We start from the raw sequence: 19,481 nt of genomic DNA, 5'->3' as shown, positions 1-19,481 counted from the left end.
TTCCTCAGGGTAATTTAGTTACCAAGTAAAGTAAGTACTACTTTACGTGATCCCCCGTGATTGCGGTGCTCGCACAAGTAAATACCCTGCCAAGTTCCCAGATTTAAGCGACCGTTGGTTACCGGTATCGTTACTGATGCTCCCATTAATGAAGCTTTAATATGAGCCGGCATATCGTCTGGACCTTCATACGTATGTATATAATAGGGTGCGTTCTCAGGAACCATTGTATTCATATGGCTTTCAAAATCTTGACGCACGGTAGGATCGGCGTTCTCATTTATGGTCAAACTCGCTGAAGTATGCTTGATAAACACCTGTAATTGACCAATCTTTATATTGCTCAATTCATCCAACTGACTGGTAATTTCTGGAGTAATTAAATGAAAGCCTCGGCTTCTTGCTTTTAAATGGATTTCTTTTTGATAAAAATTCATAACGCTAGTTTTTCGGTGATTCACCTGATTTTAATTCAGATGTGAAAATACAAATTTGATAATCGCTAAATTCTTATGAATATGTTATAAGTAGAGGTTTTAAATTTTTAGAATTCCACTTGTCGCTCGTATCTTCGTATTCCATCTAAAGTAAATTACAATGGCAGCAATACAAAAAATCACCCGCTTACAAATGCAATGGGATACACAAGATCCCTTCTTATTTTGTGCTTTTCATAATGATAATTTCCCTAAAGGAAATGGCAAATATGGCCCTGTAGATTCTCTTGCCGATCGTAATATTGGTCAGGATTTTACTAAAAAAGACGGGTGGGCAATGTACCACGGCTCTAAAGTGCCTGGTTTTCCTGCACATCCTCATGTGGGCTTTGAAACCGTAACAATCGCAGAGCGCGGTTTTGTTGACCATTCTGATTCGTTAGGTGCTTCAGGCAGGTTTGGTAAAGGTGATGTACAATGGATGACTGCAGGTAAAGGCGTTCAACACAGTGAGATGTTTCCTTTGTTAAATACCGAAAAAGAAAACCCACTATTGTTGTTTCAAATTTGGTTGAATTTACCTGCGAAAAGTAAAAGCGTAGAACCCTATTTCGGGATGATGTGGCACGAGAATATTCCTATTGTTTCCAAAGAAGATTCAGAAGGAAATAAAATTAAAGTTAAGCTTGTCGCAGGAAGTTTTGAAGGTCACAAGGCATTAGACCCTGCTCCTGACTCTTGGGCAGCAAATCCTAATAACGATGTCAACATCTGGCTAATCTCATTAGAGTCAAATGCAGAGTTTACAGTTCCTAAAGGAATTGATGGAGCTAACCGATCGTTATATTTTTATGAAGGTGATACAATTGTCGCTGAAGGTTTTGACATCCCTCCTATGCACCAAATAAAAGCTGATGTTAACGAGGTCTTGACGCTGAAAAATGGTTCTGCTCCCGCTCAATTACTTCTTTTAGAAGGAAAACCTATTGGTGAACCTGTTGTTCAACACGGCCCTTTTGTGGGAAATTCAAGACAGGATATTGAAAAGGCATTCTCTAATTTTCAGGAAAACCAATTTGGAGGGTGGCCATGGTCTACAAATGAGCATACCCATTCTCCCGCAACCGAAAGATTTGCTATATATCCAAACGGAAAAAAGGAAGAATTATAATTATTAATTTTAAAATATAGGAGAGGGATTAATAAAATTTTCTACATTTAATCGATACAATATGCAATTAATCGGTTATACTTGTACTAAATTTTTACTAACCCAACTCCTATGCGTAAAACAATTACCTTGTTTGGAAAAGCAGTACCCCTGTTTTTCTTTTTACTTCTTGCAGGAATTTCATCTAAATCATATGCACAATGTGCTGGAGAAGATGCTTCTACCAACTCCTGTGATAAAGAAACGGACCAATTTATAGACCTTTTTGCTGCCCTCAATGGTTCACCGGTAACGGGTGGAACCTGGTCTGATGATAACAACAGTGGTGGTCTTAATGCCACAACCGGTGAATTAAATACGTGGTTAATTAATAGAGGTGGTACCTTTAATTACACCTACACTGTAGAGGGCGTTGCAGGCTGTACAGATAATCAGGCTACTGTAACGGTAACTCTCGCAGGCTATGCAGGTCGTGATAACGACGATGGTGTGGCTTGTGAGACCGAAAACGATGTAAACCTTTTTCAGTTTGTAGGTTCTAGTCCTAGCCCTACTCTATTTGGAACTTGGGCGATTACTGTTGGGCCAGCTAATGCACTTAACCGGCAAATTTTTAATGCGCAGCAAGCAGGACCTGGTAATTATACCTTTACGTATACTGTAGCGCCTCAAGGCTCTTGTCCTTCTACTATGAGTACAGTTATGGTAGAAGTTATAGAGGCTCCAGATTCTGGTTCTATAGACAATACTGTTAACACTGTATTTTGTGAAACCGATGATCTAGTTGGTTTTACAGCATTTAATCTTAGAGATGCTATCATTGGCGAAGATAACGGAGGGGTTTGGACTGAAAATCAAACCAATGAAATAAACGGGTTTAATGATAGTACTATAAATATTCAAAACATCAGAGATACTTTTGGCCCCGGTACATATACATTTACGTATACCGTTCAACCGGTTAATCCTATTTGTACTTTCAGTCAGACAACTGTTGCAATAATTATTGAAGAAGTTGTAGATTTTACAAATGCCACCTTAGAATTGACTGCTCCTGATGAAGATATCTTTTGCGAAGATATACTGCCTATAGATGCTGTTGCTACTATTACAGGTGATATCGCTGATATTCCTAATGGTGATTATGAGTTAACGTATAGCGTTAGTCCTGCTCCAAACTCAGGTACACAAACAGTAACACTTACTATGACTGAAGGTGTTGGCAGTTTCAACATTGATCCTGATTTTTTAACTGCAGCTGGTATTGCGACAATACAAGTGGTTTCTATTATAGATCCCAATACTCAAAATGCTTGTGATGTAAAGTTAGACGACTTAAGTGATACACTAACTATTGTAGCTTTACCAAATGTTAGTGATTCTGCTTTGAGTGTAGATCAGCCTTTATGTTTTGGTAAACGTGGAACTCTAACAATTTCTGATGCCCGTAATACTTCAGAAATTGAACTTGCTGATGGTGAATATACTTTTTCATACACGTTAGCCAGTTCTACAGCTACCCAAGACTATGATGCAGAGAATATCACAGTTACTAATGGGATAGCAGAAATCCAACTATTAGCTATTTATTTGGCAAGTTCAGGTGATTACACTATTACGTTAAACGCTATTGAAAACAGCACAGGCTGCTCTACCCCTGCAGCTATTGCTACCGCATTTACGGTATCTCCAAAACCAGATGCCCAAACACTGACAATAAGTATTCTCGATACCTGTGAAGATGATACGGTTAAAGTTACCATTACAGATACCGCAGATACGCCTAATCTTGTGGATGGAACTTATAATTTCACCTATGATATTTCCGGTAGCATAACAGCAACAAATCAACTTGCTGATAAGATAACAATAACTGATGGAACCGGAAGTTTTGATCTTCCTCAGGCTATTTTAGCTAATGGTAATTCTACATTAACCTTAACCGCAGTTAGTAACACAGCTAGCACTTGTGAAGCAGATAATCTTGCCAATCCCACTGCTTCTTTTAATATTATTGCAACTCCAGATGCAACTGGTGCTGTTGTAAGTATTGATGACTCCTGTGAAGATGCAGCAAATACAGTAACTATTACTACAGACCCTACTTTGATTCAAGATGGAGATTATATACTAACTTATAATTTAAGTGATGTAAACCCTTCAGCTGAGGATACTGATGTTGAAGTGACTTTTACAGGTGGAAAAACCACTTTTGATTTAACGGCAACTCAACTTGCTGAAGCGGGTACAACTACAATTACTATTATTAGTCTAGCTACAGCTTCACAGCGTTGTGCAGCGACAGGGCTTCCTATCGCTACAACTTTTGAAGTATTACCAGTGCCATCATTAGAAAATACAACTTTATCTGTTGCCTCCATTTGTTTTGGTGAAAGCACAGAATTACTTTTTACGAATTCAGATCTGAGCGATGGTAATTATGATATAAATTATGAATTAATCGGTGAAAATACATTTTCAGATAATGCAAGTATTGAATTTATAGCTGGTGAAGCTTCATTAACTATCGCTGCCGAAACAATAACAAATACTGGTTCAACTACGATTACTATAAATTCTATTGCAGAGCCAGGTTCATCATGTGCAAATACAACAGCAACCTCAACTTCTTTTGAAGTAAATCATGTACCAGAACTTGCAGATGGTGATTTATTAGCTTCAGATATATGTCTTGCAAAAAGTGGTTTTGTAACGATCACAGCAGGAGCAAATCTTGCTGATGGCGACTACATCATTACTTACAATCTTAGTGTTTCTAATACTGCACAAGACCTAACAGCTGATGTTGAAATCACAAATGGTCAAGGGTCATTTGAAATACCTGCTATTAATCTTTCTGCAACTGGTACAACAACCATTACTGCGACCTTAATTAATAGTGATGCGGGTTGTTCTTCTGTTCCTGTAACTGTTAATGATGATTTTGAAATTTTCCCGTTACCTGATGCGACAGGCATTACAGGTACTGCGAATGATGTTTGTTTTGGTGAATCAGTTACCGTGAGGCTTTCTGGCGCAACAGTATTATCTGATATTGATTATGAGATTTATTATCAACTTAGTGGTGCAACCGAATCTGAAATAATCACAAAAACTGTCAAATTTACCGGCGGCAGCGCAGATGTTATTCTTGAAAGCTCAGTTTTTACTTCTGGAGGTTTGACAATGTTTAATTTGTTAGACATTCAAAATAGCACAACAATGTGTAGTGCTACAAATTTACCAGTAACAGTTGTCGATTTGACATTAGAAGATCCTGCAGTTCCAAGTATCGCTAGTGATGGAGCTGTTTTCTGTATCAATGATGATCCAACAGTTACAGACCTTGAGGCTAATATCAGCTCTTCTTTTACCATAATTACCTATGATTCTCCCACAGGAACTTCAGTGGTTAACCCTTCTACTCCACTAAGAGCAAATACAACCTATTATATCGCAGCTCAAAATACAGCAACAGGTTGTGAAGGAAGCCAAAGACTTGAAGTTACTGTAGATCTAAGCGGTTGTGATTCGGTATTTATCCCTGACGGATTCTCTCCTAACGGAGATGGCATCAATGATGTTTTCGAAATGAAAAACATGGAGATCGTGTACCCAGATTATACTATTGAGATCTTTAATCGTTACGGGAAGGTTGTTTTTAAAGGCGACAGCAGTACCGGTTTCTGGGATGGTCACGCCAATCAAAACCGCTTAGGTGGTAATACGCTTCCTAACGGTGTGTATTTCTACATTATAAATTATAACGATGGGCAAACCAGCCCAAAACAAGGTAAAGTTTACCTCAACAGATAAAAGGATGCTCCCAATGATAAATACAACTTCAAGATTCACATTATTTGCAACATTCATCCTTTTATGTGGAAGTCTGTTTGCTCAGCAAGATCCCGAGTATACCCAGTATATGTATAACATGAGTGTTATCAACCCTGCATACTCTTCAGTAAATAAAGCTAAAGTAGGAGCTCTTTATCGTTCCCAGTGGGTCGGTATAGATGGTGCACCTACTACAGCGACATTCTTTGGTCATTTACCCATGTCTGAAAAAGTAGAAATAGGCTTAAATCTCGTTCACGATGAGATAGGTGATGTGGTTCAGGAAACTAACATCAATGCAGATTTTGCATATAAACTACCTATTCAAGAAAATGCAACCCTTTCGTTAGGTCTTAAAGCCGGTGCTTCTTTTTTTAGCACAGATTTTAGCCGATTACAACTGGGCAGTGGTGCTCCTGCAACAGATCCTTCTTTTGCGCAGAATATCAACCAGACGTATCCAACAATTGGTATAGGTGCTTACTATTTTTCTGAGCGTTATTATGTAGGGCTTTCTGCTCCTAACCTTGTGGCTTCTACACATATTGAAGATGAAGACGGGGTTCAACGTTTAGGAAGTGAAAACACACATTACTTCTTAACGGGTGGTTATGTATTTGAACCTTCAGCTGATTTTCAGGTAAAACCTTCGTTTATGGCGCGCTGGGTAAACGGTGCACCGATAAGTATAGATGTAAATGCCAACGTGCGTTTTTATCAACGCTTTGAAGCAGGTATAGGCTACCGTCTGGATGACGCAGTTACCGGTATGGTAAATTTTGAAGTTACACCGGGAGTACGCGTAGGCTATGCTTATGATTATACCACTTCAAATCTTGGTGAGTACAACAAGGGTAGCCACGAGATCATGGTTCTTTTTGACTTTGACATTTTTGGCAAATTACCTTCTTATCGCAAATCACCACGTTTCTTTTAATCAAAACTACTACGACTATGAAAAATTATACGCTACTCTTCATTCTGCTAGCCGCTTGTCAGGTAGGATTTGCTCAAAACAAAACACTAGAAAAAGCTAACAAACTTTTTGCCAATCAGGCTTATGCCGAAGCGATAACTGCTTATGAAAATGAATCAGAATTAGATGCTGATGCTTCTTTAAATCTGGCTGACGCCTATTATTTTACTGGTGATGCCACTCAAGCTGTAAAAGCTTACGACGTTGCCTGGGAATTAAATGAGGGGCGATCCCCTGAAGCACATTTTCGCTATGCTGATGCACTAAAACGTAATAAAGATTATCACAGAGCTAATGAGATTTTGACCAATTATAACGGTACTAACATAGATATTCTTAAAACTATGGAAGAGCACGATATGAAGGTTTCTCAGTTCTTTTTACCTGAAGTAATAGATGCTGCTTCTGCTTACGATGATTTTGGTGCTGCTTATTATGATCGTCAAATTGTTTTTGCTTCAAACCGAAATGGCGCCCGACCTATTTACCCTTGGACGGGAAAACCTTATCTGGATCTATATTACGCAAAAACTAATGGTGAAGCGATTACTGATGAAGGTCTTTTTCCCGGAAATATCAATACAGACACACACGAAAGTAGTGCTGTGTTTACTGCAGATGGTCAAAAAATGTACTTTACACGTACCAGTGATAAATTTACAAAAGTAAATGGTGCAAAAGTCGCGCCTTTACAGCTCTATAGCGCAGAATTAATTGCCGGTAAATGGGACAACATTGTGATGTTGCCTATTAGTTCTGATGAATATTCTGTTGCTCACCCTGCATTAAGCCCCGATGAGAAAACCCTTTATTTCTCAAGTGATATGCCTGGTGGATTTGGAAGTTTTGATATTTACAAGGCTGAGATCACGGGAGATAACATCTTTGGTTCTCCAGTTAATTTAGGTATAAACATAAACTCTGATAAACTAGAACAATTTCCTTACGTTTCAGAAAATGGCAATTTATATTTTGCTTCAAACCGCGTTGAAGGTTTGGGTGGACTTGACTTGTATAGTAGTGATCCTGAAGGTGACGCTTTCGCGGAAGCATATAACTTAGGAAGTTCTATAAATTCTAACGCAGACGATTTTGCGCTGATCATAAAAGAGCGTCAGGCAAGTGGCTTTATCTCTTCTAACCGAACAGGAAAAGACAAGCTTTATAGTTTTGAAACCTTTCCTAATCTCGATTACCAAATCTTGGGTAATGTAGACGATAAGAAAACTCTTGAGCCTTTACCAGGCGCAGAGGTAACTTTATTCAGACCTGAAACGGGAACTATTCAAAAAATGACTACTGAAGCGGATGGAAGCTTCAAATTTATGGTTCGCCCTAATAGTTTTTATAAGATTAAAGCAAGTAAGGCGCTTTATGCTCCGGTAGAAAAAGAGGTTAAAATTGAATATTCTCAGAATACTAAGACACTCATTAAACTACAAATGTCGGCTTATGCAGACACTGAAAATATAGTAGCAGTAAACGAACGTAATCAATTAACTCAGGTAAATCTTGAAAAGATCTACTTTGATTTTGATAAATCAAATATACGTCCTGATGCTGCTGTAATTCTAGATAAACTTGTAGACCTAATGCAAAAATATACTGAGATGAGTATCGAAGTTGCATCTCATACTGACCAGCGTGGCTCTGAAAAATATAATAAAGAATTATCTGAAAAGAGAGCGCAATCAACAGTAGAGTACTTGATTTCTAAAGGTATCGATCATAATCGCTTACAAGCTAAAGGTTATGGCGAAACAGATCCTATAAATGATTGTAACGATATGAATTGTACCGAAGAGCAACAAGATGTTAACCGAAGAAGTGAATTTACCATTCTAAAATAAAATCAAATCCCTAAATCAGAAAACCCCGTTAAGTGCTGCTTAACGGGGTTTTTATTTTCTTTATTAAGACCAAAACTTAAAGTCCGCTTATGTAGCTCCCATATAGATCTTTAAAGCGTATACCATCGGTCATACGGTATTTGCTTAACTTCTGAAATTCTACCAAAGCCCATAAAATAAATTCTTTCATAAAATATTTATCCTTAGGCTCTAAATCCGGTAAATATTCAGTCACAAGCTTTTCTAATGGAGTAACCGAATCTAACATCTTTTTATATTCATCTTCGGTTAAATCATCTAGCAATTGAAAGTCACTCTGATCAAAAAACCAGGTTACAATATCATCATACGGACTTTTCTCATTTTGTTTTTCGAGCTTTTTAATTTCAGGAAAATACGTCACAAATAACCTCTGAATCGCATCGCCAATCAACGTATGTGCAACCGATGCTGCTCCCTCCTGCTCGCCTTCATAAACCAATTCTACTTTACCAGTAATCGCAGGGATCATTCCCATAAAATCACCAAGACGTACTGCAGTCTTATCATCACCTGCGAGTAAAGAACGACGTTCAGCTGTGCTCAATAAGTTTTCAAAAGCGGTTATACTCATACGAGCACTTACCCCGCTTTTGACATCAATAAATTCACTCTCACGAGCTTCAAAACTTATTTGTTCTAAAAGGTCTTTTGCTAGAGAAGGCACATAAACTTGTTCTTCATTACGTGCATCACGCTTTGCTTCCTGCTCTGTGATAGCACGAGCAATCTCAATACTCTCTGGATAATGCGTAAGAATTTGAGAGCCGATACGATCTTTAAGTGGTGTCACAATACTACCTCTATTTGTATAATCTTCAGGGTTTGCCGTAAAGACAAATTGAAGGTCTAACGGAAGTCTCAATTTAAAACCTCGAATCTGTATATCACCTTCTTGTAAAATATTGAATAATGCTACTTGAATACGCGCTTGTAAATCGGGTAATTCATTGATTACAAAAATGCAACGATTCGCCCGTGGAATCATCCCAAAATGCAGCACTCTATCATCGGCATAACTCAATTTTAAATTGGCTGCTTTTATAGGGTCAACATCTCCTATCAAATCAGCTACAGTTACATCTGGGGTTGCGAGTTTTTCAGCAAAACGCTCATCACGATGCATCCATACAATTGGTGTGTCATCTCCTTTTTCGGCGATTAATTCTTGTGCATAGCGCGATAAAGGTTTCAACGGATCATCATTTAATTCTGAACCTTCAACCACAGGAATCCACTCATCTAACAACTGAACCATCAAACGCGCCAAACGAGTTTTTGCCTGCCCGCGTAACCCTAAAAGATTGATGTTATGCTTTGATAGAATGGCTCTTTCCAGTTCTGGAATAACCGTATACTCATATCCGTGAATTCCTTCAAATGAATTTTTACCTGCTTTTATATTGTTTACCAGATTTGCACGAAGTTCATCTTTTATACCTCGGCTTATATAATCTGATTTTTTTAGCTCACCTAGTGTTTTAAAATCTGGTTTACTCATAGTTTCTTTTTCGATTTAATATTTTTTTTCTAGCGTATTTTTTTCTTTCTGTTTGTCTCATAATCTTCAAAGATCATCTCACCCAGACCTTGCAGACCGGTGTAAAATGCTTTCCCTTGATTAGCTTGTGTAAATTGACGCACAAACTTCATTAAATAGGGATCTTGAGCGATCATAAATGTTGTTATCGGGATCTTGACCTTACGAGCCTGACTTGCCATACTGTAACATTTGTTTACAATATAATCGTCTAGACCTACACTGTTTTTATAGTAAAATCCATCTGGTTCCCGAACGCAGCTGGGCTTACCATCAGTTATCATAAAAATCTGTCTGTTGGTGTTTCGTTTACGGCGAAGAATATCCATCGCTAATTGTAAGCCGGCAACTGTATTGGTGTGGTACGGTCCTACTTGCAAATACGGCAAATCTTTGATTTTTATAGGCCAACTGTCGTTTCCAAAAACAATAATGTCTAAGGTATCTTTTGGGTAGCGGGTAGTGATCAATTCGGCTAAAGCCATCGCCACTTTTTTTGCCGGAGTTATTCGATCTTCACCATATAGAATCATACTGTGACTGATATCTATCATCAGAACCGTACTCATCTGCGCTTTAAACTGGGTTTCTTCAACCACCAGATCTTTTTCCGTCAAATCAAAATTACCAATGCCATTATTGATCTGAGCATTTTTGAGACTTTCGGTCATTGAAACCCGTTCAAGAGCATCCCCAAAACGATACTCCCGATATTCACCGGTATGCTCGTCACCACGTCCTACTCTATTGGTTTTATGATTTCCGGCTCCGCCACGTTTCAGTTTCCCAAAAATTTGATCAAGCGCTCGCTGACGTATCGCACGTTCTGTCTTTGCAGTAATTGACATACCACCGTTACCATCTGGTTCTATCTCTTCTCGAATGTACCCCTTGTCTTTAAGCTCCTGAACAAAATCATCTAAGGTATAGTCTTCGTTGGTAAGTTTGTATTCTTTGTCAAGTTCCTTTAACCAATCCATTGCCTCATCAAAATCTCCAGAAGTATGCGTGATCAATTCTTTAAAGATTTCAAAAAGTTGATCAAACAGAGATTGTTCTGGGGCTTCGTAGCTTTTAAATACAAATCCCTTTCTTAATGTTTCCTTTTTCATAGTGTATTAAAATTACGGCATTTTGAAGTTTTGACCTTAGGAAGTAGTAAAAAATATGAATCGTATTTTTGGACGTAACAACTTACAAAACCTGACTTCTCAATAAAAAATCATTTTCATTTATGCATAAAAAAACCCTCCAAAAATGGAGGGCTTTAAATTATATATATGTGTACAATTAAGATTTTGGCATTACAACTGCATCAATTGCATGAATTACTCCATTAGAAGCATCTACGTCAGTCATAACTACAGTAGATCTATTTCCATTTGCATCCGTTAAGATTACCTTTTCTCCATCTAAAGTAGCAGTCAATTCTTCACCTTCAACAGTCGCGATAGTAAAACTACCATCATTATCTTGAATAGCTTTTATTATATCTGCTGCCATATATTCACCAGAAACTACGTGGTACTTTAAAATATCTGCTAATTTCTCTTTATTTTCAGCTTCGGTTAAAGTTGCAACAGTTCCTTCTGGTAGTTTATCAAATGCTGCATTGGTAGGAGCAAATACAGTAAATGGTCCTTCACTTTTTAAAGTTTCTGCAAGGTCAGCTGCCTTTACTGCTGTTACCAGCGTACTAAAATCATCATTACCCATTGCGATTGCTGCAATAGTTTCTTGCTCTGGCATAGTCGCTTCGGCAGAAGTTTCTGTTTCCATAGCAACTTCTTCTTGTTGATTCATCATGTCTTCAGATTCAGAATTTTCATTATCCTTACAAGATGTAAATGCGATAGTTGCAATCATCGCCATACTTAAAACTAACTTTTTCATAATTATTGTTTTTTTGATTTTTCTTTCGTTCAAAGGTATTAGCTAAGACTTAAACAAATCACAAGACTACCGTAAGCTTTTGTTAATTAGCGATATATTATGTTAATCTATCTAATATTATACACAGAGCGCTTAGGCTTTTAAGTTTTCGTTAACTTAGAGCAAAACTTTAGTACATTCTTTCATGAAAAAAATTTTACTTCTCTTCTGTTTATTGAGCTTTTCTATTTCAGCAATTGCTCAAAAACTAAACCTTGAACTTTTAAAAGATATGCAACCTCGTAATGTGGGACCTGCCGGTATGAGTGGTCGTATTACAGCAATTGATGTGGTTACAGATAACCCAGACATTATTTATGCAGGTTCTGCATCAGGTGGTTTGTGGAAATCCACATCCGGTGGAGTTACTTGGAAACCGGTTTTTGAAAACGAAGCAACAGCTTCTATTGGTTCTGTAGCAATTCAGCAATCTAACCCTTCTGTAATCTGGTTAGGAACCGGTGAGGGAAACCCCAGAAACAGTTTAAATGGTGGTTTTGGTATTTATAAATCTCTAGATGGCGGTAGAACATGGAAATGTATGGGGCTCGAAAAAACACGTCACATCTATAGAGTGCGTATAAATCCTTCAAATCCTGATATCGTTTATGCCGCTGCAATAGGTTCTCCTTGGGGAGAACATGAGGAACGCGGAGTATACCGTACAAAAGATGGTGGAAAAACGTGGCAAAAAGTACTTTATGTAAATAAAAAAACGGGTACTGCAGAACTTGTGATGGACCCAACTAATCCCAATAAGCTTATCGCTGCGATGTGGGAACACAAAAGAGATCCTTGGTTCTTCAAAAGTGGTGGTAAAGGTTCTGGCTTATACATTACTTATGATGGTGGAGATACTTGGAAAGAAATCACCTCAAAAAACGGTTTGCCGGAAGGTGACTTAGGGAGAATGGGGCTTGCGATTGCTGCAAATAAACCCAACATTGTTTATGCTTATGTTGAAGCTAAAAAGAACGGACTTTACCGCTCTGAAGATGGGGGTGAAAATTGGAAATTGGTAAATGATGATATGAATGAAATAGGAAATCGCCCTTTTTATTATGCCGAAATTTATGTAGCTCCAGACAACGAGAATCGCATTTATAGTGTATTTACCTATGTGAATATTTCTGAAGATGGCGGGAAAAGTTTTGAAGAGTTGATGCCGGCTTACGGGGTTGACAACGGGGTTCATCCCGATCACCACTCATTTTACATCCACCCTGAAAAGCCAGATTTTATGATTGACGGAAACGACGGTGGATTGAACATCTCTCGCGATGGCGGTAACACATGGCGCTTTGCAGAAAACATTCCGGTAGGGCAATTTTATCACATTGCAGTAGATAATGAATTCCCATACAATGTTTATGGAGGTATGCAAGACAATGGTAGCTGGCGTGGACCAGCATATATCTGGCGTGCACAAGGCATACGTAACTCCTACTGGCAAGAAATTTCATTTGGAGATGGTTTTGATGTAGTTCCAGACCGTGACGATTCACAATATGGCTGGTCTATGAGTCAGCAAGGATATGTGAGCAGGTATGACTGGATAACCGGTTCTAACTATTCAGTACGTCCTACGCATCCTGATCCTGATGTAGAACTGCGCTTCAACTGGAATGCAGCTATAAACATTGATCCGTTTGATAACAGCACCTTATATTTTGGCAGTCAATATGTACATAAATCAACTGATAAAGGATTGACTTGGGAGGTTATTTCACCAGATCTTACTACTAATGATCCTGAAAAACAAAAGCAAAGCGAAAGCGGTGGTTTAACAATGGATGCTACAGGTGCTGAAAACCACACTACAATATTGGTTATTGAACCCAGTCCTGTTCAAAAAAATATGATCTGGACCGGTTCTGATGACGGTAAGGTATTCTATACAATTAATGGTGGTGAAGACTGGACAGATGTTTCTAAAAATATCAAAGGATTACCTGAAGGAAGCTGGATTGCACAGATCAAAGCTTCTGCGTCGAATAAAGGAGAAGCTCTTTTAGTGGCTAACAATTACCGGAGATTTGACTACAAACCCTATGTATACCGTACTACAGATTATGGGAAATCTTGGAAAAGTATTGTTGATGAAGATGATGTAGAAAGTTATTCTTTAGCCATTTTAGAAGATAAAGAAGAACCTAACCTTATGTTTTTAGGTACAGATGATGGATTATACGTGTCTATTGATGCCGGTACAAACTGGGAGAAGTGGACAAATGGTTTCCCTACCGTTCCCGTTAAAGATTTAGTAATTCAAGAGCGCGAAGATGATTTGGCAATTGCTACTTTTGGTCGTTCTATATGGGTTTTAGATGATATTAAACCGCTTAGAGCGCTTGCAGCTAATACAGACCTAGGTGCAAATATGAATATGGAAGAAGGTACTGTTCTTGAAGTAATTCCTCCTGCTGTTGCGTATCAAAATGCTTCACAACAACCTACCGGAAGTCGTTTTGGTGGAGATGCAACTTATGGCGGTACTAATCGGGAGCGGGGTGCTTTTATAAAGTATATGTTCAATCCTAAAAAGGTTGAAAGAATCGAATCTGATGATAAGGCTGAAGACATAGAAAAAGAAGAGTCAGCAATCAAATGGGATAGTGTTTTTCTCAATATTTATGATGGAGATCGTCTGATTAGAACTTTAAAAACTAAAACGCCAGATTCTTCCGGGATGTATAGCTTTAGATGGTTTCTGGATGAAAAAGGGGTTGACAGGCCTTCGCGCCGCATTCGCGACAACGATTATGAGCCTGGTGGCGTAACTGTAAAACCGGGAAACTATAAAGTTGTAATGCGCTACGGTACTCTTGAAGATTCAGAAGTGATAAGCGTAAAAAGTGATCCGCGTTTGAATATTTCTGCAAGTGGTGTCAACGAAATTTATGCTGCTCAGAAAAACTTAGAAGACATGACTCAAGTTTCTGCAGATGCGGTTAAACAATTGGTTGAAAGTAAAACCATTGCAGAGGATTTTATTTCAGATTTAAAAAAGTTAGACAAAGAAAAATATAAAATTCAGATTGACAGTTCAGAAGCTATTGTGAAGAAGATAGATGAGAAAATTGCGCTATTTTTAGGTAAAGAAGATGACCGACAGGGTATCACGCGTAATGCCGAGGTTACTGTTCTTAATCGTATTTATCTTGCAAGTAGTTATGTACAAAGCAGACCTAACGGATTGACATCTACTGAAAATACCCTAATCAAACAAGCTGAAGACGAATTGAAAGTTGCACTTAGCGAAGTAAATACATTCTTTAAAGAAGACTGGAATGCGTATGAAGCACAAATGAAACAGTTGCAAATTTCTCCTTTTAAAAAAATAGAAAGTTTTAAAATAAAATAGTTAAACAATTTTATTGAAGAGCAAACCCCGATCAAATGATCGGGGTTTTTATTTACTGTTCTTTTATCACTCCTATTTCTTTAGAGTGCTGTATAGCTTCTGTGCTTTTTTTAAAGTAGCAGGTTGCGACTTTCATCTTATTAATATTATCAAGTACTGCCTGAATCTTATTTTTTTTAGAACCACTGGTTTGACGCAGGTAAATAGCTTCAATATTCTTTGGAAACATTTTACAAATACGCTCATAGATATACGCATCTTGTTGTGAATCATCACCAAGAAGCACATAGCGTTGCTTTGGGTAAAATGAAATAATATCTTTTATTTTGACAAATTTGTGATCGTGGTTTCCTCCCCCGGTTCCCAGAAAATCGGTTATTCCGGTCTTAATATCTTTCAGTTTAATAACAGCCTTAGGTAACTTTTGCAGATTAGTGAACTGTACAATAAAATTATATAAATTCCATTCACTACTTGAGACGTAAAAAAAAGAATTACTCACTCCTTTCTCTTTATGTCCGCTACTGCTCAACGCCTGGTAATGCTTTACCACATCTTCAAAGGTCTTTCTGTTATTTACATTTCGAGCCAGCATAACATAAAGCTTCTTAAAAATGTTTCCGCTATGCGAGATTAAAAAAGTATCATCTATATCTGAGATAATACTCACTTTACTTTCAAAAGGTTTTAAAAACTGAGCTTTCTCAACAATACCATAATCTACTTCTTCTGGTTTACACGTCACTTCATAAGTGTGCCAGCCACTCTGTAAAGTATTATCGTATGGTATCGTAAACCTAAAATAACCATCATTCATCGTTTTGGTGGTTATATCAATATCTTTAAAACGTAGCCGAACTTCAACATTTTTTAGAGGAGAAATTCTAAACATATGCAAAACAGAGAATGCATGTTTGAATCCTTTGCGATCTGTTTTATATTTATCTGGTGCCCAGGATTTAAATACATGACCAAAAACTATTAGTTCTTCATCGTTGGCATATCCGCGGTATAATTGTAAATCCAGCTTCACTTATTGGTATTTTATTAACGGTCTTCTGTGGTCAAAATAGCTAATTTTAAATCGAAATCTACTTAATGAAAACACAAAAGACCATTTTACTTGTCATTAATCCTATTGCAGGTGGCACAGACAAAAAGCCTATTATTGACGCTTTTAAAAAAAACGTTTCTCAAAATAACGATGAGAGTATTGTCTACGAGACAACCGGTAAAAATGACAAAAAAGCCATTCAAAATTTAATTGCTGAAAAAAGACCAGATCGTATTCTGATATCTGGTGGTGATGGTACTATTCGCGAAGTGGCTGATGCTATTAAAAACGAATCTTTAAAAATAGGTCTTTTACCATCTGGCTCTGCTAACGGGTTGGCTACTAATTTTGATATTCCAGACTCCCTAGAGCAACAACTGGAAATCGCATTAGGTGATCATTATATTGAAATGGACCTTCTTGAAATAGATGGGTACACCTGTTTGCATATTGCAGATCTGGGGGTTAATGCACAGTTGATAGAGAATTATGAAAATTCTGAAATACGTGGTAAGCTGGGATATCTAATACAAGCATTCCCGACCCTTATTAATAATGATTTTCCTTTTGAAGTAGAGATAGAATGTAACGAAGAAACTTGTACCGAAGAAGGTGTGCTGGTTGCTATCGCTAATGCTAACAAATTTGGTACCGGAGCTAAAATAAACCCTACCGGAAAAATGAATGATGGTTATTTTGAGGTTTTAGTGTTTAAAAATTTCAGCATTAAAGGAATTCTTGAAACCTTTTATGACGATGCTCATTTAGATCCAGATTTTGTAAAAGTCTTTAAATGCAAAGAGGTGACCATACGCAGTAAAAAGTCAATCGCTTTTCAGATTGATGGAGAATTTATAGGTGAGAAGCAATTGATTAAAGCTAAAATGACAAATTCTAAACTCACTATTGCAATACCCAAAAGCTTTAGTGCTAATTGACCCTAATGTTAAGCTTATCTTTAATTCTTTGGTTGGGCTGAATCAAACCCTTAATTTAGTACTGTAAACTAATCAAAATTCTATTATGAAAAATTACGCAATACTTTTTTCACTTGCACTTACTCTAGGTTTTACCTCTTGTAAGAATGATAAGAAAGAAAAAGAAATGGACGAAACAACTACCACCGAAACTGCAGATATGCAAGAAGAAGCTCCGGTAGTTAAAAAAATAACGGTAAACCTTGAATCTAAAAGTGGTAGTACTGCAAAAGGTAGTGCTGTTTTTACAGAAGAAGATGGTGAAGTTTCTATGACTGCTGTTTTTGAAGGTTTAGAACCGGGAATGCATGCCATACATATTCACGAGAATGCAGACTGTTCTGCAGACGATGGTACATCTGCAGGTGGCCACTGGAACCCTACCAAAGAGAAGCACGGCAAATGGGGCGATCCAGAAGGATATCATAAAGGAGATATAGGGAACTTTCAAGCAGATGAGAACGGTAATGGTACTATTACTATCACTACAGATGAATGGTGCATTAGCTGTGATGATTCTATAAAAGATATTGTAGGTAAAGGACTTATTGTGCATCAAGGTGCAGATGACTTTACAAGTCAACCTAGCGGTGCAGCAGGGCCACGTGTAAGCTGTGGTGGTATTATTGAATAATACATTAGCATCTTCTTAACTAATTATTAAAAGCAGCTCATAGGGCTGCTTTTTCACTTTTAATTTAATACATTTAGGCACAACTAACAGATTGCTATGCAACCAGATGAATTAATTCTACGTCTTCAGCAAAAAGACGAGAAAGCCTTTGAGCGCTTATATAGCCTCTACTCAGAAAGTATCTTTGGCGTAATTAACAGCGTACTCCACGATGTTGAAGCTTCAGAAGAAGTTCTACAGGATGTTTTTATTAAAGTATGGGATAACTGTGAATCGTATTCCTCTAAAAAAGGAAGATTCTTTACCTGGCTCCTTAATATTGCTCGTAATGCAGCAATAGATAAGACTAGGTCTAAAGCATTTAAGAACCAAAAGAAAAACCTTACTCAAGAATATTTCGTAGATATCCTTGAAAACAAAAGTAGTTTTTCAAGTAAAGTTGATGCGATAGGTATAAAAAAATATATCAAAGCTTTAGGAGAAGATTGTAAAAAAGTGATTAATCTTTTATTTTTTAAAGGATACACGCAAAAAGAAGCTTCTGAAGAATTAGATATGCCTCTAGGAACTATTAAAACGCGCAATAGACTTTGTATTAATAAACTAAGAGCTATATTGGTAAATTAAATGGATATTCAAGAATACATAGAATCTGGCATACTTGAGATGTATGTGTACGGGGCCTTAACTTCTAAAGAAAGTGAAGAAGTTTCCACGGTACTTAAACAATACCCTGAAGTAGAAAAAGAAGTAGAACAGATTGAAGCTGCCCTTCAAAATCTGGCAACAGCAGCTGCGCCCTATAATCCTGAAGAAATGCTTACCGCAATACGTGCAAAACTTCAGAATAATACTGGTGTGGTACAATTGAACCCTGCAACACAAAAAAGAACACGCTTGCTGTCATTCATCAGCATAGCTGCTTCGGTAATTTTCTTAATCGGGATATTTGTTTTGTTAAATAGAACAAATACACTTCGTAAAGAATTACAGGTTGTTGAGATCGAAAACACCAAGTTAGAAAGCAAACTACAATATTCTGAGGATGCATTGACTGAAACAAAAGAGATACTTGCGGTCATTCGTGATCCACAGGTTACTAAAGTACCTCTTGCTGGTCAGCAGGTTGCTCCTGAAGCATATGTTAATGTCTTTTGGGATAAGGAATCTAACAAAGCATATATAGATGCTATGGGATTGCCTGAGCCTCCGGAAGGTTTTGTATATCAAGTGTGGTCTTTAAAGTTAGATCCGCTTACTCCTACGAGTATGGGACTTTTAGATGATTTTGTAAATAATACAAATAAGGTCTTTGCTTTAGAGAATCCTAATGATTCACAAGCATTTGGTATTACGCTAGAACCTGCAGGTGGTAGTGAGACTCCTACAATGGAACAATTATATACCTTAGGTGTTGTAGAGAATAATGCTTAAGACAAAACAAAAAATTTATAAATGAAAAAGCCTCTGTAAATACAGAGGCTTTTTTTATATCAGTTTTTGTGAAAAATTCAGAAATAGGCATAAAAAAAAGAATCACCTGCCTTCTCCAAAACAAGGTGATTCTCAACTAACAAAAAATCCAAAAAAACTAATCAACTAACCAAAATTGATAATCTTCCTTTCCATATTCTCCAAAATAATTGAGATTTGGATTTTTCAATTGAATA

14 protein-coding genes are annotated in these 19,481 nt (G+C 37.4%); 9 read left to right on the top strand and 5 right to left on the bottom strand.

Annotated elements, in window-relative coordinates; translation table 11 throughout:
- Positions 1–14: 14 nt before the first annotated feature.
- On the bottom strand, positions 15–437 hold the full coding sequence (locus DSM03_RS06905; RefSeq protein WP_128761155.1) for a secondary thiamine-phosphate synthase enzyme YjbQ: 423 nt from the start codon (positions 435–437) through the stop codon (positions 15–17).
- Positions 438–597: 160 nt separating this feature from the next.
- On the opposite strand from DSM03_RS06905, the gene DSM03_RS06900 reads away from it, so the two are divergent.
- The 4 genes from DSM03_RS06900 (at position 598) to DSM03_RS06885 (ending at position 8,271) form a co-directional block, all read left to right on the top strand.
- Positions 598–1,608, top strand: coding sequence for a pirin family protein (locus DSM03_RS06900; RefSeq protein ID WP_128761156.1), 1,011 nt, complete (start codon positions 598–600; stop codon positions 1,606–1,608).
- A gap of 111 nt (positions 1,609–1,719) precedes the next feature.
- Positions 1,720–5,424, top strand: a complete 3,705-nt coding sequence (locus tag DSM03_RS06895) for a T9SS type B sorting domain-containing protein (protein WP_128761157.1) — start codon at positions 1,720–1,722, stop codon at positions 5,422–5,424.
- A 4-nt stretch (positions 5,425–5,428) separates the two neighbouring features.
- Positions 5,429–6,382 carry a PorP/SprF family type IX secretion system membrane protein gene (locus tag DSM03_RS06890; RefSeq protein ID WP_338068078.1) on the top strand — a complete coding sequence of 318 codons (954 nt, stop codon included), beginning with the start codon at positions 5,429–5,431 and terminating at the stop codon, positions 6,380–6,382.
- A 17-nt stretch (positions 6,383–6,399) separates the two neighbouring features.
- Complete coding sequence (locus DSM03_RS06885) at positions 6,400–8,271, top strand: OmpA family protein (protein WP_128761159.1); 1,872 nt, start codon at positions 6,400–6,402, stop codon at positions 8,269–8,271.
- A gap of 76 nt (positions 8,272–8,347) precedes the next feature.
- On the opposite strand, the gene DSM03_RS06880 is transcribed toward DSM03_RS06885, so the two are convergent.
- From DSM03_RS06880 to DSM03_RS06870, 3 genes are all read right to left on the bottom strand, one after another.
- On the bottom strand, positions 8,348–9,811 hold the full coding sequence (locus DSM03_RS06880; protein ID WP_128761160.1) for a MoxR family ATPase: 1,464 nt from the start codon (positions 9,809–9,811) through the stop codon (positions 8,348–8,350).
- Positions 9,812–9,840: 29 nt separating this feature from the next.
- Positions 9,841–10,962: a vWA domain-containing protein gene (locus DSM03_RS06875; RefSeq protein WP_128761161.1), complete on the bottom strand. Its 1,122-nt coding sequence runs from the start codon at positions 10,960–10,962 to the stop codon at positions 9,841–9,843.
- 178 nt (positions 10,963–11,140) lie between these two features.
- The gene (locus tag DSM03_RS06870) at positions 11,141–11,743 is read right to left on the bottom strand and encodes a fasciclin domain-containing protein (RefSeq protein ID WP_128761162.1); all 603 of its coding nucleotides are present in this window, start codon (positions 11,741–11,743) and stop codon (positions 11,141–11,143) included.
- Between the two features lie 184 nt (positions 11,744–11,927).
- On the opposite strand from DSM03_RS06870, the gene DSM03_RS06865 reads away from it, so the two are divergent.
- A complete protein-coding gene (locus DSM03_RS06865) occupies positions 11,928–15,146 on the top strand; it encodes a sialidase family protein (RefSeq protein WP_128761163.1) in 3,219 nt (1,072 codons plus the stop codon).
- 52 nt (positions 15,147–15,198) lie between these two features.
- On the opposite strand, the gene DSM03_RS06860 is transcribed toward DSM03_RS06865, so the two are convergent.
- Entirely contained in the window at positions 15,199–16,179 is a 981-nt protein-coding gene (locus DSM03_RS06860) for an App1 family protein (protein ID WP_128761164.1), read from the bottom strand.
- A gap of 65 nt (positions 16,180–16,244) precedes the next feature.
- Between DSM03_RS06860 and DSM03_RS06855 the strand changes: the two genes are divergently transcribed.
- The 4 genes from DSM03_RS06855 to DSM03_RS06840 all read left to right on the top strand — a co-directional run bounded on the left by DSM03_RS06855 (position 16,245) and on the right by DSM03_RS06840 (position 19,245).
- Positions 16,245–17,138 carry a diacylglycerol/lipid kinase family protein gene (locus tag DSM03_RS06855; RefSeq protein WP_128761165.1) on the top strand — a complete coding sequence of 298 codons (894 nt, stop codon included), beginning with the start codon at positions 16,245–16,247 and terminating at the stop codon, positions 17,136–17,138.
- Between the two features lie 85 nt (positions 17,139–17,223).
- A complete protein-coding gene (locus DSM03_RS06850; protein ID WP_128761166.1) occupies positions 17,224–17,811 on the top strand; it encodes a superoxide dismutase family protein in 588 nt (195 codons plus the stop codon).
- A gap of 96 nt (positions 17,812–17,907) precedes the next feature.
- Entirely contained in the window at positions 17,908–18,438 is a 531-nt protein-coding gene (locus tag DSM03_RS06845) for an RNA polymerase sigma factor (protein WP_128761167.1), read from the top strand.
- Positions 18,439–19,245, top strand: coding sequence for an anti-sigma factor (locus DSM03_RS06840; protein WP_128761168.1), 807 nt, complete (start codon positions 18,439–18,441; stop codon positions 19,243–19,245). It abuts the gene before it with no gap.
- Positions 19,246–19,481: the final 236 nt, after the last annotated feature.

The sequence above is a fragment of the Leeuwenhoekiella aestuarii genome, assembly GCF_004104055.1.
Taxonomy (GTDB): Bacteria; Bacteroidota; Bacteroidia; order Flavobacteriales; family Flavobacteriaceae; genus Leeuwenhoekiella; species Leeuwenhoekiella aestuarii.
This window is presented reverse-complemented; position numbering and strand designations above follow the sequence as displayed.

What these genes read in the sequence shown, in the direction of transcription:
- DSM03_RS06855 (WP_128761165.1), top strand. Translation starts at nt 16,245, where the DNA reads ATGAAAACACAAAAGACCATTTTACTTGTCATTAATCCTATTGCAGGT.
- DSM03_RS06905 (WP_128761155.1), bottom strand. Translation starts at nt 437, where the DNA reads ATGAATTTTTATCAAAAAGAAATCCATTTAAAAGCAAGAAGCCGAGGC.
- DSM03_RS06850 (WP_128761166.1), top strand. Translation starts at nt 17,224, where the DNA reads ATGAAAAATTACGCAATACTTTTTTCACTTGCACTTACTCTAGGTTTT.
- DSM03_RS06895 (WP_128761157.1), top strand. Translation starts at nt 1,720, where the DNA reads ATGCGTAAAACAATTACCTTGTTTGGAAAAGCAGTACCCCTGTTTTTC.
- DSM03_RS06875 (WP_128761161.1), bottom strand. Translation starts at nt 10,962, where the DNA reads ATGAAAAAGGAAACATTAAGAAAGGGATTTGTATTTAAAAGCTACGAA.
- DSM03_RS06900 (WP_128761156.1), top strand. Translation starts at nt 598, where the DNA reads ATGGCAGCAATACAAAAAATCACCCGCTTACAAATGCAATGGGATACA.
- DSM03_RS06880 (WP_128761160.1), bottom strand. Translation starts at nt 9,811, where the DNA reads ATGAGTAAACCAGATTTTAAAACACTAGGTGAGCTAAAAAAATCAGAT.
- DSM03_RS06840 (WP_128761168.1), top strand. Translation starts at nt 18,439, where the DNA reads ATGGATATTCAAGAATACATAGAATCTGGCATACTTGAGATGTATGTG.
- DSM03_RS06885 (WP_128761159.1), top strand. Translation starts at nt 6,400, where the DNA reads ATGAAAAATTATACGCTACTCTTCATTCTGCTAGCCGCTTGTCAGGTA.
- DSM03_RS06870 (WP_128761162.1), bottom strand. Translation starts at nt 11,743, where the DNA reads ATGAAAAAGTTAGTTTTAAGTATGGCGATGATTGCAACTATCGCATTT.
- DSM03_RS06865 (WP_128761163.1), top strand. Translation starts at nt 11,928, where the DNA reads ATGAAAAAAATTTTACTTCTCTTCTGTTTATTGAGCTTTTCTATTTCA.
- DSM03_RS06845 (WP_128761167.1), top strand. Translation starts at nt 17,908, where the DNA reads ATGCAACCAGATGAATTAATTCTACGTCTTCAGCAAAAAGACGAGAAA.
- DSM03_RS06890 (WP_338068078.1), top strand. Translation starts at nt 5,429, where the DNA reads ATGCTCCCAATGATAAATACAACTTCAAGATTCACATTATTTGCAACA.